Source organism: Terrirhizobium terrae, assembly GCF_030323265.1.
Taxonomy (GTDB): domain Bacteria; phylum Pseudomonadota; class Alphaproteobacteria; order Rhizobiales; family Rhizobiaceae; genus Neorhizobium.
This window is the reverse complement of record NZ_CP104992.1, coordinates 3,493,085-3,514,129: the sequence shown is the minus strand read 5'-3', so window position 1 is coordinate 3,514,129 and position 21,045 is coordinate 3,493,085. Positions and strand designations below refer to the sequence as shown.

The following is a 21,045-nucleotide window of genomic DNA, read 5'->3' as shown; positions in this document are numbered from 1 at the left end:
ACCGCAGAGCCAGTCGGCTGAACCCTTTTTGCGGCAGAGGCTGGGCGCAGCGATTAGCTCTCCCTGCATCCAGCCTCGTTCCCGTTACTGTGATACACGCCGGATCCGGCAAACGAATTGCCGCCCCGGCGCTCAATACCCGGCCTTCGGAACCAATGTGCAGAAAGCGACTGAATGGGGTCCAAACATAGCCTTGCCAAGGCCGATATCATCTTCGCGGTCCTGGCCTGCGTGTTCGCAGTCGTTCTCTTCCAGTCGTCCGCCTTCGGCGAGCTTTGCCAGGGCGTCTATCGTTTCCAGTCCCTGCCCGCCTTCAATGCCATTCCGATGCAGATCTGGATGAAGATCGGCGTGCTGACGGCGCTCATCATTCCGGGAATTGCCGCCTGGTCGTTTCGCCATCGTCGCGATATCTTCGTGCCGGCACTCGCCGTGGCGCTGTTGCTGCTCATTCAGATCGGGATAGAGGCGGCCTTCGCGCTCAGCGGGCAGATCCACAAGATCGCCGTGGTGGGCGCAGTCTTCTCCATATGGCGAGCCATAAGGCTGGTTCAGCTCGGGATCAGCACGGGAAAGACATCATTGACCTGGCGCGTCGTGTTTTTCCTCTGCGCGCTCCAGTGGACGATAAACCTCTGCTTCCTCATCGTCGTGCTGTCGAGAAACTGCACGCTATCCTGATAGCGCAAAAAGCGCCCTCATCCTTCGGCGAAATCCTTCAATGCATCGCCGGAGAGCCGGTAGCGGATCCATTCCGTCTGCGGCTCGGCGCCGATCGCGTCATAGACCCTGATCGCCGGCTCGTTCCAGTCGAGTACGCTCCATTCGAAACGGCCGCAGCCGTGCTCGATGGCGATTTGGGCCAGCCGCCGCAACAGCGCCTTGCCGGCGCCGGAACCACGGGCACTCGGCGTCACATAGAGGTCTTCGAGATAGAGCCCGTTGCGGGCCTGCCATGTGGAATAGTTGAAGAACCAGATGGCCATGCCGATCGCCTGCCCTTCCCGCTCGCAGACCAGTGCCTGCGTGACCGAGGTCGGGCCGAAGATCGAGGTCTCGATCGTCTCGACGGTCGCGGCGACCTCGTGCTCGGCCTTTTCGTAGATGGCGAGCTCGCGGATGAAGCCGAGCAGGGTTGCGGCGTCCTCGCGCATGGCCGGACGGATGGTGAGCGACATGATGTCTCCGGAATTCAGATTTTCGGGATCGGCGAACTGGCCGATTTTACTCGGCGGCATCCTTCACTTCGGTGATCTCCAGCTCGTAGCTGTAGCCGTCGAGCATGATATAGGCCTGCTCGATCGTCTTGATCTCCGTCTCGGACTTGTTGATAGCCTCGCTGATCGTCTCGCAGCGCGCCTTCAGCATTCGGCCGAGCACGTCGGTGCCGGGCTTGCGGCCCATGCGGTCCATGTGATTGCGGATGCGTGCCCGATGGCGCTCCATTTCGAGGATGTGGAAACGGGCGTTGACGATGCGATCGGTGAGCTTGCGACGCATCGACGCCACCGGATCGAAGGAGCCCGGCTCGCGCTCGTCGAGGATCATCTCGTTGACCAGCGTTTCCAGGATGACAAGGCCCTGCAGGTCCTTCGTATCGGCAAGTTCCGGGTCATAGCCGGTATCGTCGAAGACCTTGCGACGCACCGGATCGACCAGCAATTCGTAGGCGAGCTTCAGATCGGCGAAGAGTTCGGCATCGCCGCCGGTATCCGGATGGGCGGTTTTCGCACGCTTCCTGTAGGCTGACTTGATGGCAGCAGCATCGGCGTCTCGCGAAAGGCCAAGGATGTCATAGGGGTCGATCAAGGAGCGTCACCTGTCTTCGGCATTTCGGTATCATGGTGGTGGTTAGTGGTAAGGGTTCTGGCCCGATCGCTCAAGACCTGATCCATTCTTATGGCCAATTAGGGGCAGGCCATCCCGCCAAAACCTCCCTTCCCCGTTTTCCCACAGCTATCGCATGCGCAGGCGGAACGGGCGTTTTCCTTCCGCCACCGGCGCCATCAGGAAGCTGAGGAAAACACAGGGCAAAAGCACGATGAAGGCGGCCGACAGGCTGACATGCTCGGCGACGAAACCGAGCAGCGGCGGCACGCCGATCGTCGAGAGCATCAAGGTGAGAGCGAGCGCCGCGAGATTTTCCGACGGCTGGCCCTTGCCGAGAGCGATCGTGGTGGCGACCGCGAGCGGGAATGCCAGCGCGATGCCGCAGCCGATCAGGAAGAGTGCCGCGCCTGCCATGGTGGAGGATTGCGCCGTCACCAGCAGGATGATGCCGGCGGCGACGGTGATCGCCGACATGCGGATCAGGGCAAGTGCGCCGAACCTGTCGCGCAGCATGTCGCCGGCCATCCGGGTGGCGCCCATGCCGACGGTAAACGCGGCATAGAGCATGCCGGCAAGCGCGGGATCGGCACCCATCACCTCGCGCAGGTAGAAGATGCCCCAGTCATAGACCGCGCCTTCGACGATGCAGAGGCCGAAGACCATGACGCAGATGAGGACGATGATGCGGTCCGGCATAACATAGGCCGAGCGGCGCACGGCGGGCGGTGCCGCCGGAGGTTCGGCGGGCATCAGCAGGAAGACCGTGAGGCAGGCCAGCAGGGCCAGCGCGGCGGCCATGCTCTGCTGGATCGTCGGCGAGATGCCCTCGCCCGCCAGAAAGCCGGAGGCCAGCGAACCGAAGAGCAGGCCGACCGACCAGAATCCGTGACTGCGCGACAGAACCTTGACGCCGGTGCGCCGCTCGATGCCGGCGGAAATCATGTTGGCGGAGACATCGAAAATGGTGCGGACGAAGCCGAACAGGAAAAAGCAGAGGACGAAGCCCGGCAGCGAGAAGATGGTAAGAAGCGGGCTCAGCAGCGCGACGATGGGCAGCGTGACGACGGCAGTGATCCGAGGTGTGAGGCGGTCGGTGATGCGTCCGGCCAGCGGCAGCGCCAGGAACGTGCCGACCGGCGCACTGAGGAGTGCCAGGCCCAGCACCGCCTTGTCGATCTGCATCGCCTCCTGGATGGATGGCAGGCGGGTGAAGAGCGAGATGAAGAGGATCGCGTTGCTGAAATAAAGCAGCGCCGGCGGCAGCAGGGTCATCAGGGCATTCCGATCGAATCAGTCACGTCATTGGTGGCAGCAGGCCACAAGCAGGACAAGCGCGTATGACGGGACCCTGCCCTGCGCCGCCGGAAACGATTTTCGACAAAACAGCGTGGCAAATAGCTTGCTTGATGAAAAAATCCGCACGCCCATCTTTTCAGCATCGAGAAACGCGCTAACATTCGATGATCGTTGCTGGAGACCGTCCGATGGCCGTTCGATTTGCCTCTCTCGTTGCGTCGCTTGTTCTCGTATCCGTTCCCGCCGCCCATGCCGAAGATCCGGTCGCCGATGCGCAGGCTGTGATTTCCGGCCAGATCGATGCGCTGATCGCAGACGATGCGGACCGCGCCTATTCCTACGCCTCGCCGGATATCCGCAGTATCTATCCGGACAAGGACACGTTTCTCACGATGGTGCAGAAGAACTACGAGCCGGTCTATCACGCCGGCAACTATGCCTTCGGCCGGTCCAAACTGGTCGCCGGCGGCGAGCTGGTGTTCCAGGAGGTGATGATCAGTGCCAAGGAGGGCAAGGACTGGACCGCGATCTACGAGATGCGGCTGATGGATGACGGATCGTATAAGGTGAATGGTGTCAGGATGATGCGGAATACGGCCAGCCAGGGGATTTGAGCAGGCGGCTTGCTCCCCATATCTCCCCCTTGTGGGGGAGATGTCACGAAGTGACAGAGGGGGTGGTGCGGCGAATTCATTGTGCGAGGAGTGTGTGGAGACACCCCCTCTGCCCTGCCGGGCATCTCCCCCACAAGGGGGAGATTAGCCAAAAGCGCCCTCACACCGGATCGATATCGCCCTTCGCCCATTCCTCCTGCGTCTGCGCATAGAAGTCCGCAAAGCGGCCTTCCTCGATCGACTGGCGGATGCCCTTCATCAGGTCCTGGTAGTAATTGAGATTGTTCCAGGAAAGCAGCATGCCGCCGAGCGCCTCGTCGGAGCGGCAGAGGTGGTGCAGGTAGGCGCGGGAATAATCGCGGGCGGCCGGGCAGTTCGATTCCCCGTCGAGCGGGCGCATGTCCTCGGCGTGGCGGGCATTGCGCAGGTTGACGCGGCCGCGGCGGGTAAAGGCCAGGCCGTGGCGGCCGGAGCGGGTCGGCATGACGCAGTCGAACATGTCGATACCGCGGGCAACCGATTTCAGCATGTCGTCCGGCGTGCCGACGCCCATCAGGTAGCGCGGCTTTTCGGCCGGCAGGACCGGCAGCGTCGTCTCCAGCATGGAGAGCATGACATCCTGCGGCTCGCCGACGGCAAGGCCGCCGACCGCATAGCCCTTAAGATCCAGCTGTTTCAGGCCTTCCGCCGAGCGGACACGCAACGCCGGCTGGTCGCCGCCCTGGACGATGCCGAACATCGCCTTGCCCGGCTGCTCGCCAAAGGCAACGCGGCAGCGTTCGGCCCAGCGCAGCGACATTTCCATGGCGCGTTCGATCTCGCGCGGCTCGGCGGGCAGCGCCACGCATTCGTCGAGCTGCATCTGGATATCGGAGCCAAGCAGGCCCTGGATCTCGATCGAGCGTTCCGGCGACATGTGATGCAGCGAGCCGTCGATATGGCTCTTGAAGGTGACGCCCCTCTCGTCGAGCTTCCTGAGGCCCGACAGCGACATGACCTGGAAGCCGCCCGAATCCGTCAGGATCGGGCCATCCCAGCGGATCAGCTTGTGAAGGCCACCGAGGCGGGCGACGCGTTCGGCGCCCGGGCGCAGCATCAGGTGATAGGTATTGCCGAGGATGATGTCGGCGCCGGTATCCTTCACCTGGTCGAGATACATGGCCTTGACCGTGCCGACGGTGCCGACCGGCATGAAGGCCGGGGTACGGATCGTGCCGCGCGGCATCGACACTTCGCCGAGGCGGGCGCCGCCATCGGTCTTCTTCAGGGTGAACTGGAAGTTCTCGCTGGTCATCTAGTCTTTCCGGAAAAGCAGGCTGGAATCGCCATAGGAATAAAAGCGGTAGCCCGCCTGAATGGCATGGGCGTAAGCGCTCTGCATCGTCTCGAGGCCACAGAAGGCCGAGACGAGCATGAACAGGGTGGATTTCGGCAGGTGGAAATTGGTCATGAGCATGTCCACCGCCTTGAAGCGGTAACCGGGCGTGATGAAGATGCCGGTCGGGCCGGTCCAGGGCTCGATCCTGCCGTCTTCGGCAGCCGCGCTCTCGATGAGGCGCAGCGACGTGGTGCCGACACAGACGATGCGCCCGCCCCTCGCCTTCACGGCATTGAGCCTTTCGGCCGTCTCGGCGCTGACGTAACCGATTTCCTGATGCATCTTGTGATCGACCGTATCGTCCACCTTCATCGGCAGGAACGTGCCGGCGCCCACATGAAGCGTGACGAAGTGGCGTTCGATACCGGCAGCGTCGAGCTTTGCAAACAGATCCGGCGTGAAATGCAGGCCGGCGGTCGGGGCCGCGACGGCGCCCTCCTCGCGGGCATAGATGGTCTGGTAGTCCTGTCGGTCCTTGGCGTCTTCGGCGCGCTTGGCGGCGATGTAGGGCGGCAGCGGGATATGGCCGACGGACATGATCGCCTCGTCGAGCGCCGGGCCGGAAAGATCGAAACGAAGCGTGACCTCGCCGCCCTCACCTTTCTCCTCGACGGTCGCCGAGAGCGATCCGACCATGCAGGTGTCGCCGGAATGGCCGAATTCGATGCGGTCACCGATCTTGATGCGCTTGCCGGGCTTGGCGAAGGCCTTCCAGACATCGGCGGCGGTGCGCATGTGCAGCGTTGCCGAAACCTGCTGACCCCCGCCCCTTCGCGATGACGGATGCCTTCGAGCTGTGCGGGGATGACCTTGGTATCGTTGAAGACCAGCGCATCACCGGGCTTCAGGAAATCCGCGAGTTCCGACACGCGATGATCGGCCAGCACCGGATCGGAATCCGGACGCACGACAAGAAACCGCGCGCTGTCCCGCGGGCTTGCGGGCCGCAGCGCAATGTTTTCTTCCGGCAGATCGAAATCGAATAGGTCGACGCGCATGGTTCTCTCAAAAGCAGACCCGCCCCGCCTCAAGTGACGGAGCGGGCCAAAATCGTCAGGTCGAATTAAACGTCGGCTGCGACGCGGACCGAAGTGATCGAATCCGGGTCCTGGACCGGCTCGCCCTTCTTGATCTGGTCGATGATGTCCATGCCTTCGATGACCTGGCCCCAGACGGTGTACTGCTTGTTCAGCCACGGAGCGTCCGTGAAGCAGATGAAGAACTGCGAGTTGGCCGAGTTCGGGCTCTGCGAACGGGCCATGGAGCAGGTGCCGCGAACGTGCGGAACGGCCGAGAATTCAGCCTTCAGGTCCGGCTTGTCGGAACCGCCCATGCCGGCGCGCGACGGGTTGAAGCTTTCGCCGCCCTTCTTGCCGAACTTGACGTCACCGGTCTGGGCCATGAAGTCGGGAATGACGCGGTGGAAAACAACGCCGTCATAGGCTTCTTCGCGTGCCAGTTCCTTGATGCGGGCGACATGTTCCGGTGCGAGGTCCGGAAGCAGCGAGATGATGACCTGGCCCTTCGTCGTCTGCATGATGAGGGTGTTTTCGGGATCCTTGATCTCGGCCATGTATGTCTCCTTCTTTGCCTTTGAGGCTCTTCTATATTGAAAGCGTTGGCGCTCGGCGCCGTTATTTCTTGGTAACGGTGACCTTGACCATTTTGTCGGGGTTGGTCACTTCGCCATTGCCGCCCTCGCCGCGCTTGATCTTGTCGACGAATTCCATGCCGGACTGGACCTGGCCGACGACCGTGTACTGGCCGTTCAGGAAGGCACCCTCATCGAACATGATGAAGAACTGCGAATTGGCGGAGTTCGGATCCTGCGAGCGGGCCATCCCGACCGTGCCGCGCTTGAACGGCACCTTGGAAAATTCGGCCGGAATATCCGGCATTTCGGAACCGCCCATGCCGGCGCGCTGCGGGTTGAACTTCGGGCCGCCCTGCTTGCCGAACTCGACATCGCCGGTCTGCGCCATGAAGCCGTCGATGACGCGGTGGAAGACGACATTGTCGTATTCGCCCTTCTGCGCCAGCGCCTCGATCTGGGCGACATGCTTCGGCGCCACGTCCGGCGCGAGCTTGATGACGACCGGACCGTCCTTCAGCTGGATGGTCAGAAGGTCGTCGGCATGGGCCACAGTCATCGTCGATGCGAGGGCAACCAGACCGGCAAAGCCGAGATGAAGCAATTTCATTGTAAACTCCGTGTTTCGGAACAATCAGCGGACGAATTTCGACTTGAGGGCGGCAAGAACCGGCGCCGGCACGAAGGCACTCACATCGCCGCCCATGGAGGCGATCTGGCGAACCAATGTGGCGGTTATGGGCCGCGACGCCGTGCCGGCGGGCAGGAAGACCGTCTGCACATCCGGCGCCATCTGGCGGTTCATGCCGGCCATCTGCATTTCATAATCGAGGTCGGTGCCGTCGCGCAGCCCGCGGATAAGCAGTCTCGCGCCGTTGGCGCGGGCCGCATCCACGACCAGACGATCGAAGGACACGACGTCTATGTTGCCTGCCTTTTCGGGAAGCGCGTCCGCAAGCGAGGCACGGATCAGATCCGCCCGCTCCTCGAAGGAAAAGAGCGGCGTCTTGCCGGGATGAACGCCGATCGCGACGATGACCCCGTCGGCCACTTCAAGCGCCTGAACGAGCACATCGAGATGCCCGTTCGTCATCGGATCGAAAGAACCGGGATAAAAAGCGGTCGTCATGCCTTGCCTTCGTACCTGGCCCACCGGGCGCCCTGGCAAAAAATGCCGGTGAAAATTCATCGGCCTTTTGTCACGTCGGCCGCGCCTGCGCAAGGGTTGTGCGCCTGAACGCAGGATGAACGGAGCCTTCAGGGTCGTTTCAGCAGCAACCTGCTTTATTGCAAACCGTGGCGGGAAACATCCCGTCCGTGTCGTGAGAGAAACGCATGCTGGTCCTGATCGTGATCGCCGCAGTATTCGCATCCCTGATGCTGGAGGCACTGCTGATCGCCGCAGACCAGATCGAGGCCTAAGGCCGAGAAAGATGAATGCCAGATGAACGGACCCTTCAGGGTCGCTTCAGAGGCGTTCAGATAAGTTCCTCTCAAAATGCGGTGGAACCTGTTCGCATGAAGCGATCAGGCAAAAGAAAAGGAAGACGGAGATGTTCACGAGAAAGAACTCGCTCATGCTCGACAAGGTCGCGATGATCAACCTGGTTTGGACCTCGATGATCGCCATGATGCTGGCAGCAACCGTCACGCTGTATCAGGATCGTTCCAACACGACCGAAATCAGCTATCCGCAGGTTACCGGCACCTACAACAGCCCGTCCGTCTACTGAGCCGGAACCGTCGGTATTCGGAGCGCACCATGATCGTGACGCTTACGACACTCGCCGGACTGATCAGCAGCCTGTGCGTCGCGCTCCTGGCATCTACATTGTCCGAACTTCGCCGAGAGCGCGAGGATATCGAGAATTTTGCCCGTCGCCACACGGCGTTCTGACGAGAGAACGCCGTCCTCCCAAGGCCCCGCGATGGCATTCAATTAAAAGCCGGAGAACTTTGGTTCTCCGGCTTTTCTTCGTTCTGTTCCAGAAGGATGCGCCGCCCGGTTGGAGCGGCACATTAACGGCGCCCTCAGGCGCCGTTGTCTTCGCCGGCTTCCGGATCCGAACCGTTGTCGGTCGCATCGCCGGCATCCCCTGCACCTTCGGCCAAATCGTCGGCAGCTTCATCTTCTGCTTCCGGCTCGCTGATGCGCTCGACGGATACGACCTTCTCGTCCTTGGCGGTGGAGAAGATGGTGACGCCCTTGGTGGCGCGGCTGGCGATACGGATACCGCCGACCGGAACGCGGATGAGAACACCGCCATCCGAAACCAGCATGATCTGGTCGCCGTCTTCAACCGGGAAGGCCGCGACGAGTTCGCCGATCTCGTTGGTCTTGGACGTGTCGGTGGCGCGGATGCCCTTGCCGCCGCGGCCGGATGTGCGGAAGTCGTAGGACGACGAACGCTTGCCGAAGCCCTTTTCCGAGACCGTCAGCACGAACTGTTCGCGTGCCTTGAGGTCTTCGTAGCGTTCGTCGGTCAACTGTCCCTCTTCGGTGACTTCCTCGCCGACGAGAGCGATGTCTTCCTCGTCCACGCCGGCAGCGCGGCGTTCGGTCGCCGAACGTTTCAGGTAAGCGGCACGCTCCCACGGTTCCGCATCGACATGGCTGACGATCGTCATCGAGATGATGCGGTCGCCGTCGCCGAGATTGATGCCGCGCACGCCGATCGAGTTGCGGCCCGCAAAGACGCGGACCTCATCGACCGGGAAGCGGATCGCCTGGCCGAGCGCCGTCGTCAGCAGCACGTCATCGCCGGGAATGCCGATTGCGTGGTTCGGTGCCGTGCAAGTCTCGACGGAGAGGATTTCGTCACCCTCTTCCTCGAGCTTCATGGCGATCTTGCCGTTGCGGTTGACCTGAACGAAGTCCGACAGCTTGTTGCGGCGAACGGTGCCGCGGGTCGTCGCGAACATGACGTCGAGGTTTGCCCAGCTATCCTCGTCCTCGGGCAGCGGCATGATCGTGGTGATGCGTTCGCCGGGTTCCAGCGGCAGCATGTTGATCAGGGCCTTGCCGCGGGACTGCGGCGTGCCGATCGGCAGGCGCCAGACCTTTTCCTTGTAGACGATGCCACGCGAGGAGAAGAACAGGACCGGCGTATGGGTGTTGACCACGAAGAGGCGCGAGACGAAATCCTCGTCGCGCGTCGCCATGCCGGAGCGCCCCTTACCGCCGCGACGCTGGGCGCGGTAGGTGTTGAGCGGAACGCGCTTGATGTAGCCGAGATGCGACACGGTCACGACCATGTCCTCGCGGGCGATGAGATCCTCATCGTCCATGTCGAGGCCGGCATCGAGGATCTGGGTGCGGCGCGGCGTGCCGAACTCGTCGCGAACGGCGGCGAGTTCTTCCTTGACCAGCGTCTGGATGCGGACCCGCGACGACAGGATGTCGAGGTAATCCGAAATCTCGGCGCCGATCTTGTTCAACTCGTCGGCGATTTCATCGCGGCCGAGAGCGGTCAGGCGGGCAAGACGCAGTTCGAGGATGGCACGGGCCTGCTCTTCCGAAAGGTTGTAGGTCGCGTCATCGTTGATCTTGTGGCGCGGATCGTCGATCAGGCGGATAAGACCCTCGACGTCATGAGCCGGCCAGCGGCGGGTCATCAACTGCTCGCGGGCGGTCGCCGGATCGGGCGCACGACGGATGAGCGCGATGACTTCGTCGATATTGGCGACAGCGATCGCCAGACCGACCAAGACGTGGGCGCGCTCACGCGCCTTGCGCAGCAGGTATTTCGTGCGGCGGCTGACCACTTCCTCGCGGAAAGAGACGAAGGCCCGCAGCATGTCGAGCAGCGTCAGCTGTTCCGGCTTGCCGCCGTTTAGCGCCACCATGTTGCAGCCGAAGGATGTCTGCAGCGGCGTGTAGCGATAGAGCTGGTTCAGGATGACATCGGCATTGGCATCGCGCTTCAGCTCGATGACGACGCGGTAGCCCTGACGGTCGGATTCGTCGCGCAGGTCGGAAATGCCCTCAATGCGCTTTTCCTTGACCAGTTCGGCCATCTTTTCGATCATCGAGGCCTTATTCACCTGGAAGGGAACTTCGGTAACGATGATCTGCTCGCGATCACCGCGCATCGGCTCGACGGTGGCGACGCCACGCATCATCACCGAACCGCGGCCGGTCTCGTAGGCCGAGCGGATGCCGTTCCTACCGAGGATCATCGCGCCGGTCGGGAAGTCCGGACCGGGGATGATTTCCATCATCTGTGGCAGGTCGATCGCCGGATTGTCGATCAGTGCGATACAGCCTTCGATGACTTCGCCGAGATTGTGCGGCGGGATGTTGGTCGCCATGCCGACGGCGATGCCGCCTGCGCCGTTGACCAGCAGGTTCGGGAATTTCGCTGGAACTACGACGGGCTCCGACAGCGTGCCGTCATAGTTGTCGCGGAAATCGACGGTTTCCTTGTCGAGATCGTCGAGCAGGGAATGAGCAGCCTTTTCAAGGCGACATTCGGTATAGCGCTCGGCTGCCGGCGGATCGCCGTCGATCGAGCCGAAATTGCCCTGGCCGTCGATCAGCGGCAGGCGAAGCGACCAGTCCTGCGCCATACGGGCCAGCGCATCATAGATCGCCGAGTTGCCGTGCGGATGGTATTTACCCATCACGTCCCCGGTAACGCGGGCGCATTTGACGTATTTCTTGTTCCAGTCGATGCCGAGTTCGGACATGCCGTAAAGAATGCGGCGATGGACCGGCTTCAGGCCGTCACGGACATCGGGAAGCGCGCGGCTGACGATCACGCTCATGGCGTAATCGAGATAGGACCGCTGCATCTCTTCCATGATGGAAATGGGTTCGATGCCTGGGGGCAGCTTTCCGCCGCCGGGTGTGCTTTGCTCAGTCAAAACGGATCACGATCTCTATTCGGAATCAGGTGGCTTTTTATATCGGAAAGGTATGGGAAGCGCCAATTTCCCCACCTTTTCCGTTCAGGTTTTGAACAGGTTTTGCGACCGAAGGAAGGCAATTGCCCGCCTGCCAAGACAGGCAGGTGCGCTTTGTCGCTGATCGGGCATAGGATATGGCGCGAAGCCGCGCAACCCCACCCTTGCAGCGTGTGGCGCAATCTTCTACAGCCGCGAGCTTAGACAGGCCGATACGCGATGGCGCGTTCGCAAACGAAAAGGACAGGACATGGCCACCGCCGACGCGCTGATCAATGCGATGACGACGATGCTGGTAACGCTCGACCCTCCAGGTCTTGCGCCGGTCTTTCTCGGGCTGACGGTCGGCATGACGGCGGCACAGCGCCGCCAAGTGGCGTTGCGCGGCTCGATCATCGCCTTCGGCATCCTCACCGTCTTTGCCCTGTTCGGCGCGGGCGTGCTCGGACTGCTCGGCATTTCAATGGGCGCTTTCCGCATCGCCGGTGGCCTGCTGCTCTTCTGGATATCCTTCGAGATGGTGTTCGAGCGACGCCAGGAGCGCAAGGAGAAGACATCGCAGGCGGCGGTCACCATCGACCACCTTCGCGACCTTGCCGTCTTTCCGCTCGCCATTCCGCTGATTGCCGGGCCCGGCGCGATATCGGCTACCGTTCTGCTTGCCGGCACATTTACTGCCCCATTCGACCGGGCATTGTTGATCGGCGTGCTGGCGCTGATGATGGTCACTCTCTATCTCACCCTGCTCCTGGCCGAAAAGCTGGACCGCTTTCTCGGTGTCACCGGGCGGGCGATCCTGACGCGACTCCTCGGCGTTATCCTCGCCGCGCTCTCCGTGCAGTTCGTCGTCGACGGCGTGCGGGCAGCCTTCAATCTCTAGGTCATCACGAAGCCTGCCGATCCGGCACATGACAAGCCGATAATTCCTGTTAGAAGCTCGCGTGGTCGCGAGGCCTCGGAGGCCGGTTGCTTCGACGAAAGCGGAGGAAAACCTTGCAATCACTCTTGCGCAGGATCGTGCCGGATACGCCGCCGGTCAGTCGCCAGGAGCGGCTACGGGCCGCGGCGGGCGCTTTCATCGGCATCCTGGTAACTGGCATTATCGGCGGCTCCGTCATAGGCCTTGGTCCGGCCCTCCCGGCAATCATTGCCCCCATGGGCGCGTCTGCAGTGCTTCTGTTTGCGGTTCCTTCAAGCCCGCTGGCTCAACCTTGGTCGATACTCGGCGGCAATGTTGTTGCTGCTTTCGTCGGTGTCAGCGCATCCCTCCTGATTTCCAACGTCTTTGCAGCTGCCGCGGTCGCGATCGGTGTCGCCATCGCCCTGATGATGACCTTTCGCTGCCTTCATCCGCCGAGCGGCGCCATTGCGCTGACAGCGGTGCTTGGCGGCCCGGCAATCCAGAACCTCGGTTATGGCTTCGTGCTGTGGCCTGTGTTGGGCAATTCCATCGCCATGCTCGTGCTGGCGCTGGCTTTCAACAACCTTACCGGGCGAGCCTACCCACATGCGCCGAAAATGCCGGCTCCCGGCCACGGCACGAATGATCCGAGCCCCGTAGAGAGGATAGGCTTCCGTTCGGAAGACCTCGACGAGGTGTTGAAGGACTACGATCAGGTGCTGGATATCGATCGGGATGACCTGGAAAACATCCTGCGTCGCACGGAGCTGCGCTCCTACCGGCGGCGTGCGGGCCATCTGACCTGTGCAGACGTCATGAGCCGGGACGTCGTCGCGGTATCGCCGGATGAAACGCTGCGCCACGCCCACAGGCTGATGCGCGACCGCCACCTGAAAGCATTGCCCGTGACCAATGACACGGCCGAAATTGTCGGCATCGTCACCCAGACCGATTTCCTCGACAAGCCCAACTGGACCGGAGGGCAGCCGACGATCGGCTTTCGTCAGCGTATGCGATTGATGGCGCAAGGCGCGACGGCCACCAGCGGAACCGTCAAGAACATCATGACGACGCCGGTCAAGACGATCCGCCCGGAAGCATCACTCTCCGATGCGATCATCATGTTTGCCGAACAGGGCCTGCATTATCTCCCCGTCGTTGACGAAAACAACAAGATGGCGGGAATTCTCTCCCAGTCCGACGTGCTGATCGCGACGCTTCAGGACGCCGCGAAAGATCATGCCCGCTCTTAAATCAGCCTTCAGCGATCGGTCCGCTTCGCCTTGAGGATCCGCTTCCAGATGGTTCCGCCGAGATATTTGTTGAAGACGACGAAATAGGCGACCATCAGCGCGAAGCAGAGAAGAGCCGGACCGCCTTCCAGCGAGAAGCCCTTGTCCGTCGTTCCGCCGAAGATCATGGCCACGGCGAATCCTGCCACCCAGAAGATGGTGAAGAAATCCAGGATGGCGGCAAGAACGATCCGCCAGGTCGCCGGCACTTTCTGGGTCGATGCAACTTCACTCATAAAAATTCCTCGCTATCAAAATACGCAGCCTGCCAAAGGAAAAGGCGCCTTGCGGCGCCTTTTGCATCAGAACGGGATGTCATCGTCAAGGTCGCGGGAGAAGTTTCCGCCCGAGGACTGGCCGCCGCGGCCACCCTGGCCACCGCTGCCCTGATTGCCACCCTGGCCGCCGGAGCGCGGGCGGTCGTAGTCGTTGCCGCCACCGCCGTAACCGCCACCGAAATCGTCACCGCCGCCGCCGAAATCGCTCGAGCCGCCGCGACCGCCGCCGTAGCCACCGCGGTCACCACCGCCATCGCCGCGACCATCCAGCATGGTCAGGGTCGAGTTGAAGCCCTGCAGCACGACTTCCGTCGAGTAACGGTCGTTGCCGTTCTGGTCCTGCCATTTGCGGGTCTGCAGCGCGCCTTCGATATAGAGCTTGGCACCCTTCTTCACATACTGCTCGACGACCTTGCAGAGGCCTTCGTTGAAGACGACGACAGTGTGCCATTCCGTCTTTTCCTTGCGCTCGCCGGAATTGCGATCGCGCCAGGTTTCCGACGTCGCGATGCGAAGGTTGGCGATCGGGCGGCCGTCCTGGGTCCGACGGATTTCGGGGTCAGCCCCCACGTTGCCGATCAGGATGACCTTGTTGACGCTACCTGCCATAATCTTCTCACCTTACTCTGCCGCCACCGCGGCTCAAAACCAATTCATTCACCATAGACCACAGGCCCGGCAAGGCGCGACCTCCCCTTGCCCATCATCCACAAGCAAACCGCCAGCCGCTGAAAAAACAGACTTCGTGATGGAAATGCAATTGGGTGAATTTTGTTCTTTATTTGTTCTATTTTAATCCTATACTCCTGTCAACGGACTCGGAACCCTCGCCGCGTTGCAGCAGTTTCGCCTCGACAGGGGCGGATCAATCACTACATAAGGGCCTTCAATCCTCCCAGATGGGCCTCCCAAAAGGCATGACGATGAGCGAACTCAAGACCATTTCCATACGTGGTGCGCGCGAGCACAATTTGAAGGGCATCGATCTCGATCTGCCCCGCAACTCGCTGATCGTGATGACCGGCCTTTCCGGTTCGGGCAAGTCTTCCTCGCCTTCGACACCATCTATGCCGAGGGTCAGCGCCGCTACGTGGAAAGTCTTTCGGCCTATGCGCGGCAGTTCCTGGAAATGATGCAGAAGCCGGATGTCGACCAGATCGACGGCCTGTCACCGGCGATCTCGATCGAGCAGAAGACGACCTCGCGCAATCCGCGCTCGACGGTCGGCACGGTCACCGAGATCTACGACTACATGCGTCTTCTCTTCGCGCGTGTCGGCGTTCCCTATTCTCCCGCGACTGGACTGCCGATCGAAAGCCAGACGGTCAGCCAGATGGTTGATCGCGTGCTCGATTTCGAAGAGGGAACGCGCCTCTATATCCTGGCGCCGATGATCCGCGGCCGAAAGGGCGAGTATAAGAAAGAACTCGCCGACCTGATGAAAAAGGGCTTTCAGCGCGTCAAGGTTGATGGCCAGTTCTACGAGATTGCGGACGTGCCGGCGCTCGACAAGAAATACAAGCATGACATCGACGTCGTCGTCGACCGTCTCGTCGTGCGGCCGGATATTTCCGCGCGTCTGGCGGATAGTCTCGAGACCTCTCTGAAACTGGCCGATGGCCTTGCCGTCGCCGAGTTTGCCGATAAGCCGCTACCGGCCAACGAGACCGCGGCCGGCGGATCGGCCAACAAGTCGCTGAACGAGACCCACGAGCGGGTGCTGTTTTCCGAAAAATTCGCCTGCCCGGTTTCCGGCTTCACCATTCCGGAAATCGAGCCGCGGCTGTTCTCCTTCAACAACCCCTTCGGCGCCTGCCCGACCTGCGACGGTCTCGGTTCGCAGCAGAAGGTGGACCAGAACCTGATCGTGCCGGAACCGGCGCGTACGCTTCGCGACGGCGCGATTGCGCCGTGGGCCAAGTCCTCGTCGCCCTATTACAACCAGACGCTCGAAGGTCTCGGCAAGGTGTTCGGCTTCAAGCTGTCCGACCGCTGGGACAAGCTGTCCGGCGAGGCGCAGACCGCGATCCTGCAGGGCACCGAGGAAAAGATCGAGTTCAACTACGCCGACGGCGCGCGCTCCTACAAGACGACCAAGACCTTCGAAGGCATCGTGCCGAACCTGGAGCGCCGCTGGAAGGAAACCGACAGCGCATGGGCGCGCGAGGAGATCGAGCGCTACATGTCGGCGGCCCCCTGCCCGGCCTGCGCCGGCTACCGCCTGAAGCCGGAAGCGCTGGCGGTGAAGATCAACAAGCTGCATATCGGCGAAACCACCGAGATGTCGATCAAGGTGGCGCGCGACTGGTTCTCGGCGCTGCCGGAACATCTGAACGCAAAGCAGAACGAGATCGCAGTCCGCATCCTCAAGGAAATCCGCGAGCGCCTGCAGTTCCTTAACGATGTCGGGCTCGACTATCTCAGCCTGTCGCGCAATTCGGGCACGCTGTCTGGCGGCGAGAGCCAGCGCATCCGGCTCGCGTCGCAGATCGGCTCGGGCCTTACCGGCGTCCTCTACGTGCTGGACGAGCCGTCGATCGGCCTGCACCAGCGTGACAATGCGCGGCTGCTCGATACGCTCAAGCACCTGCGCGACATCGGCAATACGGTCATCGTCGTCGAGCATGACGAGGACGCGATCCTGACCGCCGATTACGTGGTCGATATCGGTCCGGCGGCCGGCATCCATGGCGGCACCGTGGTCGCCGAAGGCACGCCGCAGCAGGTTATGGCAAATCCGAAGTCGATGACCGGCAAATACCTGTCGGGCGAACTCGGTGTCGCCGTGCCGACGGAGCGCCGCAAGCCCAAGAAGGGCAAGGAACTCAAGGTCTTTGGCGCCCGCGGCAACAATCTGAAGAACGTGACGGCGGCGGTGCCGCTCGGCGTCTTTACTGCCGTGACCGGTGTCTCGGGCGGCGGCAAGTCCACCTTCCTGATCGAGACGCTCTACAAGTCTGCCGCACGCCGCGTCATGGGTGCCCGCGAAATTCCGGCCGAACATGACCGGATCGACGGCTTCGAGCATATCGACAAGGTGATCGACATCGACCAGTCGCCGATTGGCCGCACGCCGCGATCCAACCCGGCAACCTATACCGGCGCCTTCACCCCGATCCGAGACTGGTTTGCGGGCCTGCCGGAAGCCAAGGCGCGCGGTTATGCGCCGGGGCGCTTCTCGTTCAACGTCAAGGGCGGCCGCTGCGAGGCCTGCCAGGGCGACGGTGTCATCAAGATCGAGATGCACTTCCTGCCGGACGTCTACGTCACCTGCGACGTCTGCCACGGCAAGCGCTACAATCGCGAAACGCTCGACGTGCATTTTAAGGGCAAGTCGATCGCCGACGTTCTGGACATGACGGTGGAGGAAGGCGTCGAGTTCTTCTCCGCGGTGCCTGCCGTGCGCGACAAGCTGCAGGCGCTGTTCGATGTCGGTCTGGGCTATATCAAGGTCGGCCAGCAGGCGAATACGCTGTCGGGCGGCGAGGCGCAGCGCGTCAAGCTCGCCAAGGAACTGTCGAAGCGCTCCACAGGCCGCACGCTTTACATTCTCGACGAGCCGACCACCGGCCTGCATTTCCACGACGTCGCGAAGCTTCTCGAAATGCTGCACGAACTGGTCAACCAGGGCAATTCTGTCGTGGTCATCGAGCACAATCTGGAGGTGATCAAAACGGCCGACTGGATCATCGATATCGGTCCCGAGGGCGGCACGGGCGGCGGCGAGATCGTCGCGGCCGGCACGCCGGAACAGATCGTCAAGGAAAAGCGGTCCTATACCGGCCAGTTCCTCAAGGAACTTTTGGAGCGGCGCCCGGCAAAGAAGGTCGAAGCCGCGGAGTGATCCGCCGCCGACCGAGGCCTATGTGGCTACCATACGATGTCGATGCCGAATTCAGCGAAGGCGGCATCGACTGTGACGAGGAGAGGTTTTCAAGCCTGCACTGGGCGGCAAGCAGACGATCGAAAGGATCCCGGTGGTGACCGGGGATTTCGCCGGCGAGTTTGGCGTGTGCCATGGAAATGGGAATCGGAATGAAGTGCTCCGAAGCGAGGTTCGCTTCGAAAGTATCGAGAAACTGCGCGGTCTCCGACCACTTTCCAAGGCGATGCTTCAGGGCGATTTCGAATGCGGAGACGGGGCTGACATATATGTCATTTTCTGGATCGGTGATCGCCGCCCTCGCGCGCATGCCCAGTTGGGGACTATCGAGCCACCACCAGACGAGGGCGTGCGTATCGAGAAGGCATCTCATTGGCCATTATCAGCGGGATGTGAGTATTTGCCTTCCCAGGCTTGCAACTCATCCTCCGACAGCGGCTCTAGAAACAGGTTTTCCGGCAGTTTGTCGCGAAGATGGGCAAAACGACCGGCCTGGCGAGGCGGTCGATCGACGCTCTCCACGAGAACAAGTTTCGCAACCGGCTTGTCGTCACGGGCAATCACAACCTCCTCACCCGCTTCCACGCGATCGAGGAGTTTCGAAAGTTCGGTCTCTGCCTTGGAAATATTGACGATCGACATCATGGCACTCCAGCCAACCTGCATTCACACTATAGCCGGCGTTCCGGCTGATCTCAACGGGAGGCAATCATGAGCAATTCGGGCACCATTCGCACAGGCATCGGCGGCTGGACCTTCGAGCCATGGGAAGGCACGTTCTACCCGGACAAGCTCGCCAAGAAACGGCAGCTTGAATTTGCCGCGAGCAAGCTTTCGGTCATCGAGGTGAACGGCACCTATTACGGCTCGCAGAAGCCGGAGACCTTTGCCAAATGGGCCTCCGAAGTGCCGGACGGGTTCATCTTCTCGCTCAAGGCCAGCCGGTTCACCACGAACCGCAAGGTTCTGGCGGATGCCGGTGAATCGATCGAGAAGTTCATGACGCAGGGGCTTGTCGAACTCGGCGATCATCTTGGCCCGCTGCTCTGGCAGTTTGCGCCGACCAAGAAGTTCGAGCCTGAGGATTTCGAGGCTTTCCTGAAGCTCCTGCCGGAAAAGCTCGAAGGGCTGCCGCTACGGCACGTCGTCGAGGTGCGGCACGACAGTTTCAAGGTGCCGGAATTCGTCGCGCTCATCGAAAAATACAATATCGCGCCCGTCTGCGCCGAGCATTTCGACTATCCGATGATCGCAGATGTGACTGCCGATTTCGTCTATGCGCGGCTACAGAAGGGATCGGACGACATTCCGACCTGCTATGCCGACGGCGACATGAAGGCTTGGGCGAAGCGGCTCGAGACATGGTCGCAGGGCGGCGTGCCAAGCGATCTGCCATTGGTCGACGAGGCCCGCAAGGTGAAGAAGGAGCCACGCGACGTGTTTGCCTTCTTCATCCACGAGGGCAAGGTCAACGCGCCCCAAGGTGCGATGGCGATGCAGGAACTCGTCGGGAAGAACTAGAGCTCTCCCACGATCCGACCGAGCGCCCTGCCCGCATGCTCGGCCAGATCTTCCGCCGTCATTCCGGGACCGGCCATGTGGGCAGCTTCACCATGCAGATAGACGCCCGCTGCTGCTGCTTCGAAGGCAGGCATGCCCTGGGCCAGCATTGCGCCGATCATGCCCGCCAGAACGTCGCCGGAGCCGGCGGTCGCAAGCCAGGGCGGGCCGTTCGCATTGATCGTGGCGCGGCCATCCGGTGCCGCAATCACCGTGTCGGCCCCTTTGTAGACGATTGCCGCATGGGCGCGTTCGGCTGCCTTTTGGGTTTTCTCGACCTTGCCGAGAGTTTCGTCCACCGCAAGGTCGGGGAACAGCCGGGCGAACTCGCCTCCATGCGGCGTCAGCACCAGACGAGTTGCGCCATCGGAAAAGGCATCGAACAGGGTTTGCGGTTCGTCCTTGAAGGACGTGATTCCGTCGGCATCCAGAACCAGCGAGCGGTCGCCAAGGGCAAGGGCGAAGTCCCTCGCCTTTTCGCCGATGCCGAAGCCTGGGCCGAGCACGAAAGTCTGCAAGCGCGCATCCCGCAGCCAATCCTTCAGATCGTCGACCCTATCGAGCGGCTTCAGCATCACGGTGGTCAGGTGGCCGGCATTGACCTCCATTGCGTCTGCGGGCGAGGCGATCGTGACCAGCCCTGCCCCGCTTTTCAGCCCGGCTTCCGCCGATAGCCGGGCCGCACCGGTCTTCGATGCCTCGCCGGAAAAGACGGCGAGATGGCCGCGTCGGTATTTGTGAGAATCCGCGCCGACAGAGGGTAGTAGATGGCGCCAGAGATGGGGACCGTTTTCGCTCAGGCCGCCGGCCTGCGCCTCGACGATCCGCCACGGAATGCCGATGTCCGCGACTTCGATGTCACCGCAGAGCGACCGACCTGGCAGGAGGAGATGGCCGGGCTTCCGGGCCATAAAGGTGACGGTGCAATCGGCCTTGAAGGCAGCCCCAAGTGGCACGCCGCGACGACCACAGAGACCGGAAGGAAGATCGACAGCCAGAACAGAGAGACCCGCGTCCCTCACCTTTCCGATGAGCGTCGCGATCACATCCGGCACATTGCGCGTCAGACCAGATCCGAAGACGGCGTCGATGACGACATCTCCCCGCGCCGGCTCATAGGCTTCGATGGCCTTCATCTCGCCTTGCCAGCCGTCGCGGGCTGTTGCAGCCGCGCCCTTCAGGTGTTGCGGATCACCGAGCGCGAAGACCGCCACCGTTGCGCCGGCATCCTTCAATGCAAAGGCCGCGACATATCCGTCACCGCCGTTATTGCCCGGCCCGCAAAGAACGACGAAGCGCTCGGCCTGCGGATAGCGCGCCAATGCGGTCGCCGCTACGGAATAGCCTGCCCGAACCATGAGGTCGTAGATCGGGATGCCGGACGATGCGGCCGCCTTGTCGACGCGGGCCATTTCATCGGGGGTGAGAAGGAGATGCCGGTGGTTTGTGAACATGCCGCAGTTGATCGTAGCATCGCCCAAAATACAAGCTTCCAAGATCTCGGGCTGAAGCCCAAT

Annotated in this window: 20 protein-coding genes and 2 pseudogenes; 8 read left to right on the top strand and 14 right to left on the bottom strand. The window is 61.8% G+C overall.

The genetic code is table 11. The annotated features are described in order from the left end of the window. The first annotated feature begins 174 nt into the window (after nucleotides 1–174). Nucleotides 175–681: a hypothetical protein gene (locus tag N7E02_RS25310; RefSeq protein ID WP_286580429.1), complete on the top strand. Its 507-nt coding sequence runs from the start codon at nucleotides 175–177 to the stop codon at nucleotides 679–681. Between the two features lie 17 nt (nucleotides 682–698). Here N7E02_RS25310 and N7E02_RS25305 read toward each other — a convergent pair whose 3' ends face one another. The 3 genes from N7E02_RS25305 to N7E02_RS25295 form a co-directional block, all read right to left on the bottom strand. Beyond that, the gene (locus N7E02_RS25305) at nucleotides 699–1,178 is read right to left on the bottom strand and encodes a GNAT family N-acetyltransferase (protein ID WP_286584030.1); all 480 of its coding nucleotides are present in this window, start codon (nucleotides 1,176–1,178) and stop codon (nucleotides 699–701) included. Between the two features lie 46 nt (nucleotides 1,179–1,224). Further along, nucleotides 1,225–1,809 (bottom strand): J domain-containing protein, encoded by a 585-nt coding sequence (locus N7E02_RS25300; RefSeq protein WP_286580427.1) that lies wholly within the window; start codon nucleotides 1,807–1,809, stop codon nucleotides 1,225–1,227. A gap of 147 nt (nucleotides 1,810–1,956) precedes the next feature. After that, entirely contained in the window at nucleotides 1,957–3,102 is a 1,146-nt protein-coding gene (locus tag N7E02_RS25295; protein ID WP_286580426.1) for an MFS transporter, read from the bottom strand. Between the two features lie 212 nt (nucleotides 3,103–3,314). On the opposite strand from N7E02_RS25295, the gene N7E02_RS25290 reads away from it, so the two are divergent. Next, nucleotides 3,315–3,740: a DUF4864 domain-containing protein gene (locus N7E02_RS25290; protein ID WP_286580424.1), complete on the top strand. Its 426-nt coding sequence runs from the start codon at nucleotides 3,315–3,317 to the stop codon at nucleotides 3,738–3,740. A gap of 160 nt (nucleotides 3,741–3,900) precedes the next feature. Here the strand turns inward: N7E02_RS25290 and tgt are convergent, their stop codons facing one another. The 5 genes and pseudogenes from tgt to coaD form a co-directional block, all read right to left on the bottom strand. Continuing rightward, nucleotides 3,901–5,034 carry a tRNA guanosine(34) transglycosylase Tgt gene (gene tgt, locus N7E02_RS25285; protein ID WP_286580422.1) on the bottom strand — a complete coding sequence of 378 codons (1,134 nt, stop codon included), beginning with the start codon at nucleotides 5,032–5,034 and terminating at the stop codon, nucleotides 3,901–3,903. Continuing rightward, nucleotides 5,035–6,116: pseudogene (gene queA, locus N7E02_RS25280) on the bottom strand (tRNA preQ1(34) S-adenosylmethionine ribosyltransferase-isomerase QueA). A 65-nt stretch (nucleotides 6,117–6,181) separates the two neighbouring features. Further along, a complete protein-coding gene (locus N7E02_RS25275; RefSeq protein WP_286580421.1) occupies nucleotides 6,182–6,691 on the bottom strand; it encodes a peptidylprolyl isomerase in 510 nt (169 codons plus the stop codon). Between the two features lie 61 nt (nucleotides 6,692–6,752). Beyond that, complete coding sequence (locus tag N7E02_RS25270) at nucleotides 6,753–7,319, bottom strand: peptidylprolyl isomerase (RefSeq protein ID WP_286580419.1); 567 nt, start codon at nucleotides 7,317–7,319, stop codon at nucleotides 6,753–6,755. A gap of 24 nt (nucleotides 7,320–7,343) precedes the next feature. After that, the gene (gene coaD, locus N7E02_RS25265) at nucleotides 7,344–7,838 is read right to left on the bottom strand and encodes a pantetheine-phosphate adenylyltransferase (protein ID WP_286580417.1); all 495 of its coding nucleotides are present in this window, start codon (nucleotides 7,836–7,838) and stop codon (nucleotides 7,344–7,346) included. A gap of 424 nt (nucleotides 7,839–8,262) precedes the next feature. Between coaD and N7E02_RS25260 the strand changes: the two genes are divergently transcribed. Together N7E02_RS25260 and N7E02_RS25255 are read left to right on the top strand one after the other, a co-directional pair. Beyond that, entirely contained in the window at nucleotides 8,263–8,442 is a 180-nt protein-coding gene (locus N7E02_RS25260) for a hypothetical protein (protein WP_286580414.1), read from the top strand. A gap of 29 nt (nucleotides 8,443–8,471) precedes the next feature. Beyond that, nucleotides 8,472–8,606 (top strand): hypothetical protein, encoded by a 135-nt coding sequence (locus N7E02_RS25255; protein WP_286580412.1) that lies wholly within the window; start codon nucleotides 8,472–8,474, stop codon nucleotides 8,604–8,606. Between the two features lie 134 nt (nucleotides 8,607–8,740). Here the strand turns inward: N7E02_RS25255 and gyrA are convergent, their stop codons facing one another. Beyond that, nucleotides 8,741–11,575: a DNA gyrase subunit A gene (gyrA, locus tag N7E02_RS25250; RefSeq protein ID WP_286580411.1), complete on the bottom strand. Its 2,835-nt coding sequence runs from the start codon at nucleotides 11,573–11,575 to the stop codon at nucleotides 8,741–8,743. 289 nt (nucleotides 11,576–11,864) lie between these two features. On the opposite strand from gyrA, the gene N7E02_RS25245 reads away from it, so the two are divergent. Together N7E02_RS25245 and N7E02_RS25240 are read left to right on the top strand one after the other, a co-directional pair. After that, nucleotides 11,865–12,494 (top strand): MarC family protein, encoded by a 630-nt coding sequence (locus tag N7E02_RS25245; protein ID WP_286580410.1) that lies wholly within the window; start codon nucleotides 11,865–11,867, stop codon nucleotides 12,492–12,494. Between the two features lie 113 nt (nucleotides 12,495–12,607). Continuing rightward, nucleotides 12,608–13,768, top strand: a complete 1,161-nt coding sequence (locus N7E02_RS25240) for an HPP family protein (RefSeq protein ID WP_286580405.1) — start codon at nucleotides 12,608–12,610, stop codon at nucleotides 13,766–13,768. A gap of 8 nt (nucleotides 13,769–13,776) precedes the next feature. Here N7E02_RS25240 and N7E02_RS25235 read toward each other — a convergent pair whose 3' ends face one another. Continuing rightward, nucleotides 13,777–14,043, bottom strand: a complete 267-nt coding sequence (locus N7E02_RS25235; RefSeq protein ID WP_286580404.1) for a hypothetical protein — start codon at nucleotides 14,041–14,043, stop codon at nucleotides 13,777–13,779. A 66-nt stretch (nucleotides 14,044–14,109) separates the two neighbouring features. Continuing rightward, complete coding sequence (locus N7E02_RS25230; RefSeq protein WP_286580402.1) at nucleotides 14,110–14,694, bottom strand: single-stranded DNA-binding protein; 585 nt, start codon at nucleotides 14,692–14,694, stop codon at nucleotides 14,110–14,112. A 314-nt stretch (nucleotides 14,695–15,008) separates the two neighbouring features. Here N7E02_RS25230 and uvrA point away from each other — a divergent pair. Continuing rightward, nucleotides 15,009–17,929: pseudogene (gene uvrA, locus N7E02_RS25225) on the top strand (excinuclease ABC subunit UvrA). Here uvrA and N7E02_RS25220 read toward each other — a convergent pair. Beyond that, complete coding sequence (locus N7E02_RS25220) at nucleotides 17,877–18,278, bottom strand: type II toxin-antitoxin system VapC family toxin (RefSeq protein ID WP_286584029.1); 402 nt, start codon at nucleotides 18,276–18,278, stop codon at nucleotides 17,877–17,879. The pseudogene uvrA and the gene N7E02_RS25220 overlap by 53 nt on opposite strands. Before the next feature lie 59 nt (nucleotides 18,279–18,337). Continuing rightward, on the bottom strand, nucleotides 18,338–18,610 hold the full coding sequence (locus tag N7E02_RS25215) for a type II toxin-antitoxin system Phd/YefM family antitoxin (RefSeq protein WP_286580400.1): 273 nt from the start codon (nucleotides 18,608–18,610) through the stop codon (nucleotides 18,338–18,340). Nucleotides 18,611–18,679: 69 nt separating this feature from the next. Here N7E02_RS25215 and N7E02_RS25210 point away from each other — a divergent pair, with 69 nt between their 5' ends. Beyond that, entirely contained in the window at nucleotides 18,680–19,489 is an 810-nt protein-coding gene (locus tag N7E02_RS25210) for a DUF72 domain-containing protein (protein ID WP_286580399.1), read from the top strand. On the opposite strand, the gene N7E02_RS25205 is transcribed toward N7E02_RS25210, so the two are convergent. Beyond that, the gene (locus N7E02_RS25205) at nucleotides 19,486–20,982 is read right to left on the bottom strand and encodes an NAD(P)H-hydrate dehydratase (RefSeq protein WP_286584028.1); all 1,497 of its coding nucleotides are present in this window, start codon (nucleotides 20,980–20,982) and stop codon (nucleotides 19,486–19,488) included. The genes N7E02_RS25210 and N7E02_RS25205 overlap by 4 nt on opposite strands. Between the last annotated feature and the right edge of the window lie 63 nt (nucleotides 20,983–21,045).